The 15,084-nt window shown below is 71.8% G+C and carries 14 protein-coding genes; 5 read left to right on the top strand and 9 right to left on the bottom strand.

The genetic code is table 11. The annotated features are described in order from the left end of the window. Positions 1–86 precede the first annotated feature (86 nt). A complete protein-coding gene (locus ABD371_RS28725) occupies positions 87–986 on the bottom strand; it encodes an NAD(P)-dependent oxidoreductase (RefSeq protein ID WP_344483156.1) in 900 nt (299 codons plus the stop codon). A 189-nt stretch (positions 987–1,175) separates the two neighbouring features. On the opposite strand from ABD371_RS28725, the gene ABD371_RS28730 reads away from it, so the two are divergent. Then, complete coding sequence (locus ABD371_RS28730; RefSeq protein WP_190125881.1) at positions 1,176–1,445, top strand: DUF1876 domain-containing protein; 270 nt, start codon at positions 1,176–1,178, stop codon at positions 1,443–1,445. A gap of 56 nt (positions 1,446–1,501) precedes the next feature. Here ABD371_RS28730 and argS read toward each other — a convergent pair whose 3' ends face one another. Next, positions 1,502–3,271 (bottom strand): arginine--tRNA ligase, encoded by a 1,770-nt coding sequence (gene argS, locus ABD371_RS28735; RefSeq protein WP_344483160.1) that lies wholly within the window; start codon positions 3,269–3,271, stop codon positions 1,502–1,504. Positions 3,272–3,415: 144 nt separating this feature from the next. Here argS and lysS point away from each other — a divergent pair, with 144 nt between their 5' ends. Beyond that, positions 3,416–5,164: a lysine--tRNA ligase gene (gene lysS, locus ABD371_RS28740; RefSeq protein ID WP_344483162.1), complete on the top strand. Its 1,749-nt coding sequence runs from the start codon at positions 3,416–3,418 to the stop codon at positions 5,162–5,164. Positions 5,165–5,244: 80 nt separating this feature from the next. Here lysS and ABD371_RS28745 read toward each other — a convergent pair whose 3' ends face one another. From ABD371_RS28745 to ABD371_RS28770, 6 genes are all read right to left on the bottom strand, one after another. Continuing rightward, positions 5,245–6,417 carry an alanine racemase gene (locus tag ABD371_RS28745; protein WP_344483164.1) on the bottom strand — a complete coding sequence of 391 codons (1,173 nt, stop codon included), beginning with the start codon at positions 6,415–6,417 and terminating at the stop codon, positions 5,245–5,247. Positions 6,418–6,422: 5 nt separating this feature from the next. Then, positions 6,423–7,613: an aminotransferase class V-fold PLP-dependent enzyme gene (locus tag ABD371_RS28750; RefSeq protein ID WP_344483167.1), complete on the bottom strand. Its 1,191-nt coding sequence runs from the start codon at positions 7,611–7,613 to the stop codon at positions 6,423–6,425. Beyond that, positions 7,613–8,668: a phosphotriesterase family protein gene (locus ABD371_RS28755; RefSeq protein ID WP_344483170.1), complete on the bottom strand. Its 1,056-nt coding sequence runs from the start codon at positions 8,666–8,668 to the stop codon at positions 7,613–7,615. Before ABD371_RS28755 ends, ABD371_RS28750 begins: the two co-directional genes overlap by 1 nt. A gap of 18 nt (positions 8,669–8,686) precedes the next feature. Further along, the gene (locus tag ABD371_RS28760) at positions 8,687–10,045 is read right to left on the bottom strand and encodes a YhfT family protein (protein WP_344483173.1); all 1,359 of its coding nucleotides are present in this window, start codon (positions 10,043–10,045) and stop codon (positions 8,687–8,689) included. Positions 10,046–10,141: 96 nt separating this feature from the next. After that, entirely contained in the window at positions 10,142–10,495 is a 354-nt protein-coding gene (locus ABD371_RS28765; protein WP_344483176.1) for a DUF2620 domain-containing protein, read from the bottom strand. A gap of 46 nt (positions 10,496–10,541) precedes the next feature. Further along, entirely contained in the window at positions 10,542–10,916 is a 375-nt protein-coding gene (locus ABD371_RS28770; protein ID WP_344483179.1) for a transcriptional antiterminator, read from the bottom strand. Positions 10,917–11,412: 496 nt separating this feature from the next. Between ABD371_RS28770 and ABD371_RS28775 the strand changes: the two genes are divergently transcribed. From ABD371_RS28775 to ABD371_RS28785, 3 genes are read left to right on the top strand one after another with little or no spacing between them, the layout of a single operon-like run. Next, positions 11,413–11,784 carry a hypothetical protein gene (locus ABD371_RS28775; protein WP_344483182.1) on the top strand — a complete coding sequence of 124 codons (372 nt, stop codon included), beginning with the start codon at positions 11,413–11,415 and terminating at the stop codon, positions 11,782–11,784. Then, positions 11,784–12,941 (top strand): MAB_1171c family putative transporter, encoded by a 1,158-nt coding sequence (locus ABD371_RS28780; protein ID WP_344483185.1) that lies wholly within the window; start codon positions 11,784–11,786, stop codon positions 12,939–12,941. Before ABD371_RS28775 ends, ABD371_RS28780 begins: the two co-directional genes overlap by 1 nt. Next, entirely contained in the window at positions 12,938–14,137 is a 1,200-nt protein-coding gene (locus tag ABD371_RS28785) for an amidohydrolase family protein (protein WP_344483188.1), read from the top strand. The genes ABD371_RS28780 and ABD371_RS28785 overlap by 4 nt, the downstream gene beginning before the upstream one ends. 82 nt (positions 14,138–14,219) lie before the next feature. Here ABD371_RS28785 and ABD371_RS28790 read toward each other — a convergent pair whose 3' ends face one another. Next, positions 14,220–14,969 (bottom strand): DUF3558 domain-containing protein, encoded by a 750-nt coding sequence (locus ABD371_RS28790; RefSeq protein WP_344483191.1) that lies wholly within the window; start codon positions 14,967–14,969, stop codon positions 14,220–14,222. Positions 14,970–15,084: the final 115 nt, after the last annotated feature.

Genomic DNA, 15,084 nt, shown 5'->3' on the forward strand with positions numbered 1-15,084 from the left:
GAATCCACTTTCACAACGCATATGTTTCCGGGGGCTGTTGACCCCCAAATGCCATCGAAAGAGGTGTGGCGGCTTGTTCTGAGCCGCTACTTCTTCAAGAGATCAGCCAGTCGGGAGAGGCCGTCCGCGCTGTGCCCCCGCTCGATCCCGCGCACCAGCAGCTTCTGCAGCTGCTCGAAGAAGGCGGGGTCCAGACCCTGGTCCCGGAAGGTCTCCACAAAGTTGGGTACCGCCGCGTGATTGACGGCGAGACTGGAGACATCGGTGAGATGCTCGCCCGAGTCGATCGCCTCGGCCCAGGGCCGGGCACCGGTCAGCATCGCGCCGACCCAATCGGTGAGCGGGCCGGCGACCTCGGTCGCCGGGATGTTCTCCGTACGGGCCAGCGCGAACGCCTGGAAGACGCCGATCATCATCCCGTACATGCCGGTGAGCAGGGCGATGTCGTAGAGCGCCGCGAAACCGGCGTCGGCCCCGACGAACTGTGCGCCGCCGAACGCGGCGAGGGTGGACTCGTGCTCCCCGAACGCCTTCTCGTCGCCGCTGTAGAAGACATAGGCGGCCGGTCCCGCGATCATCTGGGGAACCGCCATGATCCCGCCGTCCAGATAGCGGGCCCCGCGCCCGCCGGCCCACACCGCGAGATCACGCGCCTGCCGGGGCGTCCCATTGGTCAGATTGACCAGCGTCCGGCCCGCCGCCTCCTCGCCGAGCGAGTCGAGGACCTCCCGCACGTTTCCGTTGTCCAGCAGGCACAGAATCACCAGCTCGCTCGCCGCGACGGCCTCGGCCGCCGTTTTTACGGCGACCGCGCCCCGGTCCGCGAGCGGGCCGGTCCTGGCGAAGGTCCGGTTCCAGACGGTCACCCGGTGACCGGCGTCGAGCAGGGCCGAGGCGAGGGCCGAGCCCATCATGCCGAGACCCAGCACGGAGACGGAGGAAGAGGAGGACGAGGGAGAGAGGGAGGGGGAGACGGGCGCGGACATGGGGAGGCTCCTCGGTGAATGGCCTGGGGTGTTCCTCGATCCTCATCGCGCGCGGCGGGAGCCACAAGTACCGACTAATGAGTGCGTACCCACCAGAAGGTAAGCCGTGGGAGGCGCGGGCCCGCCGGAAAGTGGTGATCTGCGGCCTTCGGGCGCACCCTGGAGACGTACCGCTGGAGGTGATCCACCATGCAGACACTCGTCGGATGGCACATCGAGCTGGAATTCCGCGAGGAGGGCGACAGCACCCGCGCCGCCGCCATGGTCAGACTCGCGGACGGGACGGAAGTGCGCGGGCACGGCCATGCGCAGCGCCATCCGTCCGACTCGGAACAGCTCCGGGTCGGGGAGGAGATCGCGGCTGCCCGCGCGCTCATGGACATCTCGTCCCAGCTGCTGAGAAAAGCCCACACCGAGATCGACGAGGCCTCCGGGCGGACCTCCCACCCCCTGGCCTGAGCAGCCCCGAGGGCCCCGGCCGTCATCGGCCGGGGCCCTCGGGGACAGGCGGATGCCTAGAGGCGCTCGGGGGTACGGATGCCCAGCAGGGCCATGCCCTGGTGGAGGGTGCGGGCGGTCAGGTCGATCAGGAACAGCCGGTTCTCCACGACCTCCGGCGGGTTGTCCGCGCTCAGCACATGGCACTGGTCGTAGAACTTGGTCAGGTGCGAGGCCAGCTGGTAGAGGTACGCGGCCAGCTTGTGCGGCTCGTAGGCGGCGGCCACCTCGGCGACCGTCTCGGCGAACCGGTCCAGGTGCAGACCGAGGGCCCGCTCGGCGGGGGCGAGCGGCAGCTCGGGGTGGGCGGCCGGGCGGAACTCGCCGGCATTGCGCTTGATCGACTGGATCCTGGCGTACGCGTACTGGAGGTAGACGGAGGTGTCGCCGTTGAGGGACACCATCTGGTCCAGGTCGAAGCGGTAGTCGCGGGTGGCCGAGGTCGACAGGTCCGCGTACTTGATCGCGCCGATGCCGACCTGCTCGCCGCGCTCGGCGATCTCGGCCTCGGTCAGCTGGTTCTGCCTGTCCTTCTCGCGGACGACGGCGGTGGCGTGCTGCACCGCCTCGGCGAGCAGGTCCACCAGCCGCACGGTCTCGCCCTCACGGGTCTTGAACGGCTTGCCGTCCGCGCCGAGGACCGTGCCGAAGGCCAGCTGGACCGCCTTGACCTCGTCATTGAGCCAGCCGGCCCGGCGGGCGGTCTCGAAGACCATCTTGAAGTGCAGGGCCTGCCGGGCGTCCACCACATAGACCAGGGTGTCGGCCTGGAGAGCGGAGACCCGGTCGCGGATGGCGGAGAGGTCGGTGGCCGCGTAGCCGTAGCCGCCGTTCGACTTCTTGACGATCAGCGGGGTCGGCTTGCCGTCCGGGCCCTTGACGTCGTCGAAGAAGACACAGAGCGCGCCCTCGGAGCGGACCGCGACGCCCGACTCCTCCAGGATGCGGCAGGTCTCGTCCAGCATGTCGTTGTAACCGGACTCGCCGACCACGTCGGCGTCGTGGATCTCCATGTCCAGCCGGTCGAAGACCGAGTAGAAGTAGATCTTCGACTCGTCCACGAACCGCTGCCACAGGGCGCGGGTCTCGGGGTCGCCCGACTGGAGGGCGACCACCCGGTCCCGGGAGCGGGCCTTGAACTCCTCGTCGGAGTCGAAGGCCGCGCGGGAGGCCTTGTAGAGGCGGTTCAGCGAGGACATCGCCTCCTCGCCGGAGACCTCCCCCTCGCTCTTGTGGTCCAGCTCGTGCGGGTGCTCGATCAGATACTGGATGAGCATGCCGAACTGGGTGCCCCAGTCGCCGATGTGGTGGCGGCGGATCACCGTCTCGCCGGTGAACTCCAGGATCTCGACCATCGCCGCGCCGATCACGGCCGACCGCAGATGGCCGACGTGCATCTCCTTGGCCACGTTCGGCTGGGCGTAGTCGATCACGGTGGTGCCCGGGTGCTCGTTGAACGGCACGCCGAGACGGTCGTCGGCGGCGCGGGCGGCCAGGGTGCGGACGATCGCCGCGTCGCTCACGGTGATGTTGAGGAAGCCCGGTCCGGAGACCTCGATCTCCTGGAGCGCGTCATCGGCCCCGATCGCCTCGACGACCTTGACCGCCAGCTCGCGCGGATTGGCCTTCGTCTTCTTGGCGAGCGCCAGGATGCCGTTGGCCTGGAAGTCGGCCCGGTCGCTTCGTCGCAGCAGCGGGTCGGCGGAGCCGGCCTCCGGCAGGGCTGCCGAGAGGGCGTCCGCGAGGCGCTGCTGCACATGCGAGGCGAGGGAAGGGACCGCGGCCATGATCTTCCGTTCCTGAAGGTCGGGGTAGGTGGATGTCAAGTGTCCCACGGGGGACCGGGCTCACTCTCCGCAGCTGTGGAAAACCCCGGAGCGGGTCCTCGCGTCTGGGAGAATGGCCTCAACCGACGATTGAGGAAGAAGGACGTGCCGATCGTGGCTCAGAGCAGCACCGAGACCGACTGGGTCTCCCGTTTCGCGGACGAGGTCATTGCGGAATCGGAACGGCGTGCGCCCGGGGCGAAACCGTCGGCCGCGACCGCCCCCGTCGTCGTCGCGTCCGGACTCTCCCCCTCCGGCCCCATTCACCTGGGCAATCTCCGCGAGGTGATGACCCCGCACCTGGTCGCCGACGAGGTCCGCCGGCGGGGCTATCAGGTCCGCCATCTGATCTCCTGGGACGACTACGACCGGTACCGCAAGGTGCCGGCCGGCGTCGAGGGCGTCGACGAGAGCTGGGCCGAGTACATCGGCCGCCCGCTGACCTCGGTGCCCGCGCCCAAGGGCTCCCCCCACGCGAACTGGGCGGAGCACTTCAAGGCCGCGATGGTCGAGTCCCTGGCCGAGCTGGGCGTCGAGTACGACGGCATCAGCCAGACCGCGCAGTACACCGCCGGGGCCTACCGCGAGCAGGTGCTGCACGCGATGCGGCACCGCGGCGACATCGACGCGATCCTCGCTCAGTACCGCACCAAGAAGGCCCCGCCGAAGAAGTCGCAGAAGCCGGTCGACGAGGCCGAGCTGGAGGCCGCCGAGGGCTCCGGCGCGGCGGGCGAGGACGACGGCGCGACCTCCTCCGGTTACTTCCCGTACAAGCCCTACTGCGGCGGCTGCGAGAAGGACCTCACCACCGTCACGGCCTACGACGACGACACCACCGAGCTGACGTACACCTGCTCGGCCTGCGGTTTCACCGAGACCGTCCGGCTGAGCGAGTTCGACCGCGGCAAGCTGGTGTGGAAGGTCGACTGGCCGATGCGCTGGGCGTACGAGGGCGTGATCTTCGAGCCGAGCGGGGTCGACCACTCCTCGCCCGGGTCCTCGTTCCAGGTCGGCGGCGAGATCGTCGGCATCTTCGGCGGCAAGCAGCCGATCGGGCCGATGTACGCCTTCGTCGGCATCAGCGGCATGGCGAAGATGTCGTCGTCCAAGGGCGGGGTCCCCACCCCGGCCGACGCGCTGAAGATCATGGAAGCGCCGCTGCTGCGCTGGCTGTACGCGCGCCGCCGGCCCAACCAGGCCTTCAAGATCGCCTTCGACCAGGAGATCCAGCGGCTGTACGACGAGTGGGACAAGCTCGCGGCGAAGGTCGCGGACGGCTCCGCGCTGCCCGCCGACGCGGCGGCGTACTCCCGCGCCGTGCGCACCGCCGCCGGGGAGCTGCCGAGCACCCCGAGGCCGCTGCCGTACCGCACGCTGGCGTCCGTCGCGGACATCACCGCCGGACACGACGAGCAGACCATCCGCATCCTGAGCGAGCTGGACCCGGAGAACCCGATCGCCTCGCTCGACGAGGCCCGGCCGAGGCTGGACCGCGCGGAGAACTGGATCACCAGCCAGGTCCCGGCCGACGCGCGCACCATCGTGCGCGAGGAGCCCGACGCCGAGCTGCTCGCCTCGCTGGACGAGGAGGGCCGCGAGTCGCTGCGCAGGCTGCTGGCGGGCCTGGAGTCGCACTGGTCCCTCGACGGCCTGACCACCCTGGTCTACGGGGTGCCGAAGGTGATGGCGGGGCTGGAGCCGGACGCCAAGCCGACCCCTGAGCTGAAGACCGCCCAGCGGACGTTCTTCGCCCTGCTCTACCGGCTGCTGGTGACCCGGGAGACCGGGCCGCGGCTGCCCACGCTGCTGCTGGCGGTCGGCATGGACCGCGTCCGCAAGCTGCTCGGCGCGTAGCCGGTCATTGGGGCCCGTGCCCCGGCCGTCCCCCGTTCGGGGCGGCCGGGGCACGGGCCTTCGGCGTACCCCCTCGCGGATCAGAGGGGGCGGCCCCGGGAGTCGTACAGGCCGGTCAGCCGGGGGGAGCCCGCGGAGCGGTCCGAGAGGCCCGAGACGACGGCGACCGTCGAGCGGGTGACGAAGATCTGGGTACGGAAGGCGAGCACCGCCGTGTCGCCGGTCCGCACGGCCCCGGGGGCGGCGGGGGCCGCGAGCAGCCGGTAGTAGTCGATGTTCCCGGCGGGCGCGTCCGCCACCCGCAGCCGGAGACCGCCGCGCGGGAGCAGGGCGCTCGCCACCCGGCCGCGCGGGTAGAAGCCGCCGCCGAAGAGCGCCGGGCGGCCGTCCGCGAGGGTGTGGGCGACCTCGGTGACGTACACGTACGCGGGCTTCTCCGGCCGGTGCGGATCCACCGCGTGCAGGGGTGTGGTGCCGGTGAGGGCGTGACCGGGCTCCGCGTGGGTCGCGCCCGCCGAGGCGAGCAGCGGCAGCGCGGCCACGGAGGTCGCGCCGGGGGCGCTGACGGAGAGATCGCGGTGACCGAGCCCGCGCAGTGTCTCGCGCGCCGTCAGCAGGAGTCCCAGATTCGGCGTCGGGCGGGGCTCCCCGGTGACCGGGTCGCAGCGCAGACAGGGGAAGGCGGTGACCCCCGCGATCCGTACCCCGGGGAGCCGCCCGGCCGCCGCCGCGAAACCGGCCAGCGCCGGGAGGGGCACCCCGCCCTCCTGGCCGGGGTGGCCGGTGCCGGGGGCGGATTCGAGGCGCACGAGGATGTCCTGCGCGTACCCCAGCCGTACCGCCGCCTCCGACACCGCGCGGGCGTTGGCCAGGTCGTACACGGTGACCGCGGTGGGCCGGCTGGCGAGCAGTCCGGGCAGGGCGCGGCGCGGGATCTGTACGAGATGGCCGAGATTGCCGGGGCGGGCCCCGGCGGCTTCGAGGGCCCGGGCCTCGTCGGCGTCGACGGCCGCGTACCGGGGGATGGCGCGGGCGATCGCCCGGATCAGCTCGGGGTTGCGGCCGAGGTGTTTGGCCATGAACCAGAGCGTCAGACCGAGCCGGTCCGCCTCGGCGGCGAGCAGCGCGGCGTTGGACTCGACGGCGTCGAGGTCCATGACATAGGTGTCGGGCGGGATGTCGCCCCGCTGGTGGAGGGCGGCGGCTGCCGTCACCAGGGCGGGGTTGCGGGCGAGGACGGTGTCGAGGAACACGGCGGTCAGGCCCGGGGCGTCGCGACGGCCGTTTCAGGAGCTTCGGCGGGCTCGGCGGCGGGTTCGGGGAGTGCCGCGAGGGCGCTGCGGAGCAGGCCGATGACCAGGTTCGCGCCCGCGCGCATCGGGTTCACGCGCACGGTCCAGTCGGCGAGCCCGGGGCAGTCGTCCAGGGTGGAGGAGGACATCCGGTAGATCAGCGGGGCGATCTCGTAGCGGGAGTTCGCGCCCACGGGGTGCGGCGCGGCCCCGAAGCGGGCCGCGACGGCGGGCAGTTCGCGGGCGACGGGACGGTCCAGGCGTACCAGCAGACAGCGGTCCTGGGCATTGGCGATCGCCACCTCCGCCACGCCCGGCACCTCCCCGGCGGCCAGCCGGTCGGCGATCTCCTGGGTGACTCGGGACTGGATCGACCACATCACCGGTACGTGGGTGAGGGCGCGCAGGGCGTCCAGCGCCTGGTGGCCCTGGACCTGGCCGCCGCCCGAGTAGTTGTCGGCGCGGACCCGGGCGACGAGGTCGGGGGCGCCCGCGACGATGCCGACGCCCTCGGGACCGTGCAGCTTGAAGAGGGAGAAGCAGGAGGCGTCCGCCCCGAGTTCGACCCCGCAGGCCGGGACCCGCAGCACCGCGTAGTTGTCGTCGACGATGGTGCGCACCCCCGCCTCCCGGCAGGCGGCGAGGGTCGCGCCGAGGTCGTAGGAGTCGCCGAGGCGCTGGCGGGTGTGCTGGATGTAGGCCCAGCGGGCGCGGCCGAGCGCGGTGCGCAGCGCGTCCGGGTCGTTGAAGTCGGCCTCGGCGGTGCGGACTCCCATGCTCCGCAGGGTGGTGCCGGTGGTGCGGTACACGGGGGCGCGGTGGATGAGGAGTTCGCGTTCCCGCTCGCGGGGGTCGGCGGAGCGGGCCATGGCCCGGGCCATGGCGTGCAGGGCGGCCCGGATCGCCCCGGTGCCCGCGCCCTGGACCAGGGCCGCGTCCGGCGCGCGGAGGAAGTCGGCGAGTACCGCCTCCACCCGGGCGGTGGCGAGCGGGCGGCCGAGGCCCGGCACGATTCCGGCGTCCGCCGTGAACAGCTCCTGGCCCTCGAAGTGGGCGGCTGTGCACTCCAGGAGGCGGAACTGCCGGGCGATGGCGTCCTGGAGCGGGACGGTGGGGAGGGGGAAGGTACGGGGGAGAGTGCGGGGGAGGGCGGGCATCAGGGCTCCTGCGGGGTGCGCGGATCGAGGGGTTCGGGGCCTTCGAGGGGGTCCGGGGCGGGGTGCGGGCGGCGGCGCGGGCCGGGGTCGGTGCCGGTGAGGAGGCGCAGCGGGTTGCGCCGGGTGATCAGGTCGAGCAGCTCCTCGTCCGCGCCGGCCGCGCGCAGCCTCGGCAGGAAGACCCGGAGGAGGTGCCCGTACCCCGGTCCGCCCTCGGTCCGCAGATAGCCGTGGCGTGAGATGTCGCAGCTGAGCAGCGCCCGGTCCGCGTGGCCGGCGTCCAGCAGCGCCAGCAGCAGCCGCAGCCGGGTCGCGTCGCTGCGGTAGTGCTCCTTGCCGACGGTGTCGAAGGAGACGTACGCGCCCGCCGCCGCCAGCGCGCGATGGGTCGCCGGGCGGTCCAGCAGGTCCTGGTGGCCGATGGCGATCCGCTCCGGGGCCAGCCCCTCCCCGGCGAGCAGATCGAGCTGGGCGGGTCCGCCCCGGCCCAGCCCCGCGTGGGTGGCGACCGGGAGGCCGGTGGCCAGCGCCGCCCGCGCCGCCGCGCGCAGCACCCGGGCCTCGGGCCCGCTCGGCGTCTCGCCGTGGCTGCCGATCTCGCCGATCACGGCCGGCCGGACGCCGCCGGTTCCGCCGCCGTCGCCGATGCCGTCGGTGATCTCCCGTACCAGCGTCTCCGCCAGTTCCGCCACCTCGCGGCCGACGGTGTCGGGGGTGTGGAAGCGCTCGTAGTACCAGCCGGTGGCGGCGGTCACGGCGACGCCCGACGCCCGGGAGATCTCTGCCAGCGCGGGTACGTCGCGGCCCATGCCCCGGCAGGTCACCTCGACCACCAGGGAGAGCCCGAACTCCTCGCGCAGCCCGGCCAGCTCGGCGGCGACCGCCGGGGAGTGCCGCCGGCCGAGGACGGCGGCGCCCTCGCCCGTACGGTCGAGATCGAGGACGAGGTGCTCATGGGCGAGGACCGGGCCCGTCACGCGGTCGAGGGGGAGCGGGCCGGTGACCGTGTGCAGCACCACGGGCGGCGGTGGCGGCGGTGGGTGGGTTCGGTTCACGGGGGCTCCACGGGCGGGTCAGCCGGTGACCGGGGTGAAGAGGTCCAGCCAGTACAGGAGGTTGAGGAGCACTCCGCCGGCGATCACCGCGGCGGGGGCTGCCGCCATCCGCACCACGGGCCGTCCCATCGCCTCGTTGAGCAGCCACAGTCCGCCGACGACCATGATCCCGAGCCCGCCGCCCATGGCCTCGGCGGCCAGCAGCGAGCCGAAGAGGATCGCCAGCTGGAGCGCGTCGGTGATGGCGGCGCGCAGCTGCTCCGAGGAGTCGCGTACGGCGGGCAGCCGGCCGAGGAGCCGTCCGATGGCGGCGAGCGCCAGCACCTCGGCCGCGAAGACGGCGGCCCCGGCGAGGGCGGCGAGGGCGGGGTTCGGCATCAGATAGCCGATGGGGTAGACGAAGGTGAAGCCCGCGATGCCGTACGCGCCGGAGGCCAGCGCGGTCGTCGCGATCAGCGGGAGGAAGCCGAAGGCGCGGTAGAAGTCGACCTGCGCGGCCTCGGTGTAGTCGCCCTTGGCGATCAGGAAGCTGGTGGCCTCGCCGCCGCCGAGCACATGGCTCTGGGCGAGGACGGCGACGCCCGCGCCCAGCAGCATGAAGAGCGGCAGATGGCGGCGGAGGCGGGCCGCGCTCGCGCTGAAGAGGGAGGCCATGAGGTCCTCGCCGTCGCCGTCGCCGTCGCCGGGCGGTCCGGCCGGGAGGGCCCCTGCCGGGAGGGCCCCCGCTTTCGCCCGCTCCGCCCGCCGTCCGCGGAGATCCCGTGTCACGGCGAGCCCGATGAGCATCAGCACGCCCGCCGCCATGGCGAGCGACCCGGCGAACATCTGTGGCCAGAGCTTCATGGTCAGCACGGTCAGGGCGAGTTCGAGGACCCCCGCGACCCCGCCGAGCAGCCGGCCGAACTGCCGGGTGACGGCGAGCACCGGGAAGAGCGCGAAGAGGAAGAGGATCGGCGTCGCCATCCGCCGCATCGCCGTGAGGAAGTCGACGGGCAGCTCGTGCGCGAGGCCGTTCGCGCCGTCCAGGCCGAGGACGACCACCGCGCCCCAGGCCCCGCCGAGCACCGGGGCGAGCCACTTCCTGGGGGCGAGCAGCCCGAGGACATCGGTGGGGAGGAAGAGCAGCCAGGGGTTGAGCACCCCGGTGGAGAGCGCCATCGGCGCGCCGAGCCCGAAGACGAAACCGGCGGAGAGGCCGAAGGAGACCGCGGTGGTGGCCCCGCGGGTGGTGCGGCCCTGGATGAAGTCCAGGAGGAAGGGGCGCACTCCGTCGTTGAAGACGGCGAGGGCCCGGTGGGCGATGAACGCCGACAGCGCGCAGAGGGCCGTCACGGTCAGCTGCTGGGTGAGGGAGAAGTCGAGAGCCGTGCCGCTCACGGAATCACTCCTTCGGACGCCCGGGGCCCGGTGCCTCGGGCCCTCGGCGGCTCAGGTCTGGACGCCGCAGGTCTGGACGCCTCAGGTCTGGACGTCTCAGACCCGGTCGGCGATGGCACGGGCGAGAGCGGGGGCGACCGTGTCGATCCTGTCCAGCGAGAAGCCGAAGACCCGCTTGCCGCCCCGGAGCAGCTCCGCGACCTCCTCCGGGGTGGGTACGGAGCGCCCGAAGGTGTGGCACACGCCCTGCCCCAGCAGGGCGACGAGCACACCGAGGGAGGCCCCGGCCCCGGTGTGGCAGGTGCCGAGGTAGTAGTCCGCCCCGCCCGAGCGGAGCCGTACCGCCGCGTCCATGTCGCTGGAGACGATGACCTCGACGCCGCCGAGGCCCAGCTCCCTGACCGCTTCCGCGGTCTCGGCCTTGCCGACTCCACCGGTGAGGATCTTCATGGCTGGCTGCTCCTTCTCTGCTGGCGGGGCGGCGGGGGCGGGGGCGTCAGGGGGCGGTCGGCCGTCCGAGCACCGCCAGATGCATCCCGAGGAAGGCGACCTCGGCCTCCGGCAGCGCGCCGCCCAGCTCCCGGCCCGCGCGGGCGGCGACGGCGCGGGCGCGCGCCACCGCCGCCGGGTGGGCGGTCAGCTCCGCGGCCATCCGCCCGTCGGCGGGGGAGGGCTCGACCGGCGCTCCGTCGAGAAGCCGGGTGAGGGCCATGACCAGATGGCTCGTCAGCATGCCCGCCGTCGCCTCGGTGACGGTGTGGCCCTCGTCGGCGAGCGCGGCCAGCTCGGCGGCGACGAAGTCGGCCACGGCGGGCCGGACGTGGCCGCTCTCGCGGAAGAGACGGAGGCGCTCGGCGAGTCCGTCGTCCATGGGAACCTCCTGGACCGGACAGTAAACAGGATTCCGCTTTCCCGGCGGCGCAGCTTCGGCCCCGGCGCGGCGGGCACCGTGCCGGATCCCCCCGTACGCCATCGGCATCGCCATCGTCCCGCGAATCGCGGCGGCCGGGGAGGGTGGCGGCACGGACATTTCAGCGGACTTCCCGATGACAAGGACGGGGCTGCCGCAATCAGTGAGGTCTTTTTGAGTCAACATCACCGTGGAAGTCGTTGAACTCTTGCCATCCGGCCACCCGATGGCAACGATCGGGTGGGCGGGGCGCTCTCTGGCGCATGCTTTTTTCGGGGGCGCGCCCGGCGGACTTGCAAGCGGGGGTACGGCCTTGAACGAGCGTAGGTTACGGAAGCGCTGCAAGCGCTTCCTCAGAAGCCTCGGTATAAAACACCCGATTCAGATGCATGAGCTGTGCAGGCTTCTGGGTGAATACCGGGGTCATCCTATTCACCTCGTTCCCTATGCCCTGCCCGTGTCGGGCCCCTTCGGCATATGGATCGACGCGGGCGACGCGGATTATATTTTCTATCAGCGGGAAACCAGCCCGGCCCACCAGGACCACATCATCCTGCATGAGATCGGCCATATACTCGCCGACCACAACGAGGGCGAGCCGGACCACGAGGTCTGGCAGGACCTGCTGCCGAACATCTCGTACGACGTCATCACCAGCGTGTTGCGACGCACCGCGTACAGCGAGGAACACGAGCGTGAGGCCGAGATGGTCGCGACCATCATTCTGGAATGGTCATCCATGATGACCCGTGTCACTCTCCCCGCCTCGGAGGACTCGGACCTCGGGCCGCTCCGCTCCGCGCTCCATCCCCGCTGGGGGTGGATGTGATGTTCCAGATTCCGCTGATTGTCCTGCTGGCCGTCGGGGTGCTCTGGAAGAGCATCGACCTGGCGCGCGCCACGCACGACCGGGTGCTGCGCATCCTTGTCGCCAGTCTGTCGCTGTTGCTGGTCGGCGAGGCTCTGAGCATTCCCGGGATCATCGGCTCGATCGACAGCGCCACGGCCGTGGGGGTCGGGAAGGTGGCGTTCAACGGGATCTACATCTCCGGCCTGTTCGCCCTTCAGCTGTTCTTCGTCTTCTCGGTGCGCGGCACGCGCGCCGCGCACGACCGCCGTCTCCGGGTGGAGACCGCCCTCCTCGCCGGCGTCCTGATCGCCCTGGTCGTCTCCATGGCCGTCACGCCCGCGGCGATGCGCGGTCACTCGCTGGCCACCCCGCACATGGCGGAGCCGGCCATCGCCTCGTTCTACGTCATCGGGAACGCGTACTTCATCCATGCCTATCTGGCCTCCGGACGGTGGGCCCTGCGTTACGCCCGGAAAGCGGCCCAGCATCTCGGCTACGGCCTGCTGATCGTGGCCCTGGGGCTCTTCGGGCTGGCCCTGACCTCGGTGAACCGGATGATCCTGGTGGTGCTGCGCATCGGCGAACCCGGGTCGCACCAGGAGCTCAACACCGTCAACTGGTCGATTTCCAACTGGGCGATGGGGATCACGCTCGCGGGAATCTGCTACTCGGCCTCCGTGCAGCTGTTCATCAGGCTGCGGTCGGTCGCGCACCACCGCCGTATGCACCGCGAACTCACTCCCCTGTGGACGGCGCTGACCGCCGCCTACCCGGAACTCGTCCTGGATCAGCCGTCGGCCGGCTTCCGGTGGCGTCGTCCGTATCGGTACCGCACCCAGGAGCAGCGGTTCTACCGGAGGTTCATCGAGTGCCGCGACGGACTGGTGCGGCTGAGCCCGTATCTGAGGCAGGTCGCGCCCGAGGCCGACCTCGCCCGTGCTCCCGCCGACCAGCTCGCCCGGCACATCACCGAGGCGCTGGCCCTGAATTCGACGAATATGGCGAATGCGAGGGCGGAGTCCCCGTACGTCGGGGTGTCCGCGGTCCCCGTGGCGATACCCGTCGGCGGGGACCTGGACGCCGACGCCCGTGAACTCATCGCCATATCCAGGTTTCTGCACGAAAGGGAATCGTGAGCAAGATATTGATCACCGCGGACCGTGTCATCGCCGGCCCCGCGAATCAACTGATCGCCGATGGTGCCGTACTCGTCGACGCCGACTCCGGTGTCATCGCCGCCGTCGGCCCCGCCGCCGAGCTGGACGCGTCGGTCGACGCGCAGGTGCCCCGGTTGCGCTGTCCCGGGGCGACCCTGATGCCCGGGATGATGGACTGTCATGTCCACCTTGCCTTCGACGCGGGCCCGGACCTCGTCAGCGCGGTGGTCGACGCCACCCCCGGTGAACTGTCCGCGGCCATGGCGGACCGGGCCCGGCAGCTGCTCGCCGCGGGGGTGACCACCGCACGGGATCTCGGCGACCGCGGCGGGCTCGCCGTGGCGCTGCGCGACTCCATCGCCTCGGGGGCCGTCGCCGGGCCCCGGATCGTCACCGCCACCGCGCCGATCACCTCACGCGGCGGGCACTGCGGTTTCCTGGGCGGCGAGGTCACCACGGACGAGGAGATCCGCGAGCAGATCGCCCGCAACGCGGCGGCCGGAGCCGACCTGATCAAGGTCATGGCCTCGGGCGGCGCGCTCACCCCCGGCGGCCCGCGCATGTGGGAGCCGCAGTTCACCCCCGACCGGCTCCGTCTGATCGTCCGGGAAGCGGCGCACCACGGTCTGGGGGTGGCCGCCCACGCCCACGGCACGGAGACCATCGCCGAGTGCGTGGACGCCGGCGTCCGGACCATCGAGCACTGCTCCTGGCGCACCGCCGAGGGCATCGTCTACGACCCGGAGGTCACCCGCCGGATCGTAGACAACGATGTTTCCGTCTGCCGCTGCGTCTCCGGGGACTGGCGGCTGTTCCTCAAGCAGATGGGCCCCGAACGCGCCCAGCAGATGGTCGAGTCCATCGGGGAGATGCGCGAGGCCGGTGTCCGGTTCATCGCCGGGACCGACGCGGGCGTGCCGGGAGCGCGGTTCGGCGACTACGTCGGCATGCTCGAATTCTTCGCGTCCATCGGGTTCGGGAACACCGAGATCCTGGACATGGCGACGGTGAACGCCGCGCACGCTCTCGGGCTCGCCGACGCGGGTGTTCTGGCCCCGGGCAGGCGCGCGGACCTCATCGTCGTCGACGGCGACCCTTCGGCCGAGCTGGACGCGCTCCGCCGGATCCGGCATGTCTTCGCGGCGGGCCGGCCCCTTCACGCCGACAACGGCTGAGAGGCCGGAGGGAGGACCCGTACCGATGCGCGGTGCGGGCCCCTCCCCGGCCGGTGTCCCGGAGGCCGTTCGCCGCCGGGGGTCACTTGTTGGCGGCCGTCACCGCACCCACGGCGTCCTTCGCGGCGGACACGGCGCTCTTCGACAGGTCCGCGACCGCCGGGGGCTCGGCGCCCGCGTAGCCGGTCCCGTTGTAGGTCAGGCTGACCACGGCGTTCTCCGTGCGGGCCACGACCGTGACGTACGAGAAGTCCTCGCCGGTCTTGCGGAGCCGGTAGGTGACGGCCGAGGACTGGTCGCCGACGCCCTTCACGGTCTCGGTCTTGACCTGCTTGGCCCCCGAGGTGCCCTGGGCCTTGGCGAGTTCCTTGGCGAAGCTCTCCTCGGCGCGCTGCGCGCCGCTGACGGCGAGGGCCTCGTCGGACTCGTAGCGGAGGAAGGAGACGTCGAGCCAGCGGTACTGCGAGCCCTTGACGCCGTTGTCGTCCAGGCTGTTCCAGGAGCAGCCGGCGCGGCTCATGGTGTCTGTGGACCGGCCGGCGGTGCCGCTCTTCGACTTGGTCTCGGGGACCAGCTTCTCGACGGTGGCGCGGGGGATCGACTTGCAGGCGTCGGGGAGCTTGGCGAACTTCTCGCGCTCGACGGCCGGGGACTTCTTCACCGGGGGCTTCGCCGACTCGGCGGCCGAGTCCTCGCCGCCGTTCGCCTCGCCGGCCGCGGCGGGCTTCTCGGGCTTGGGGTCGGAGTCCGATGAGCAGCCGGAGGCGACGAGCATCACCGGGACGGCTGCGCAGGCGAGTATGCGGGCGAGGCGCGGGGCTGTTCGGTGCATGGTTCCTTCGGTTTCGTCGGTCGGAGGTCGGAGGTCGGAGATGGTCGTGAGGTCGTTGAGGCTGCGGTCATACGGTCGTGGCCGTACGGTCGTACGTCTCCGGTGGGCGGGCCAC

This window comes from Streptomyces amakusaensis, from assembly GCF_039532665.1.
Lineage (GTDB): Bacteria > Actinomycetota > Actinomycetes > Streptomycetales > Streptomycetaceae > Streptomyces > Streptomyces amakusaensis.

Bases quoted from the DNA above. Each gene is read 5' to 3' on its own strand.
- ABD371_RS28725 (WP_344483156.1), bottom strand. From the start codon at position 986: ATGTCCGCGCCCGTCTCCCCCTCCCTCTCTCCCTCGTCCTCCTCTTCC.
- ABD371_RS28730 (WP_190125881.1), top strand. From the start codon at position 1,176: ATGCAGACACTCGTCGGATGGCACATCGAGCTGGAATTCCGCGAGGAG.
- argS (WP_344483160.1), bottom strand. From the start codon at position 3,271: ATGGCCGCGGTCCCTTCCCTCGCCTCGCATGTGCAGCAGCGCCTCGCG.
- ABD371_RS28750 (WP_344483167.1), bottom strand. From the start codon at position 7,613: ATGCCCGCCCTCCCCCGCACTCTCCCCCGTACCTTCCCCCTCCCCACC.
- ABD371_RS28765 (WP_344483176.1), bottom strand. From the start codon at position 10,495: ATGAAGATCCTCACCGGTGGAGTCGGCAAGGCCGAGACCGCGGAAGCG.
- ABD371_RS28770 (WP_344483179.1), bottom strand. From the start codon at position 10,916: ATGGACGACGGACTCGCCGAGCGCCTCCGTCTCTTCCGCGAGAGCGGC.
- ABD371_RS28780 (WP_344483185.1), top strand. From the start codon at position 11,784: ATGTTCCAGATTCCGCTGATTGTCCTGCTGGCCGTCGGGGTGCTCTGG.
- ABD371_RS28790 (WP_344483191.1), bottom strand. From the start codon at position 14,969: ATGCACCGAACAGCCCCGCGCCTCGCCCGCATACTCGCCTGCGCAGCC.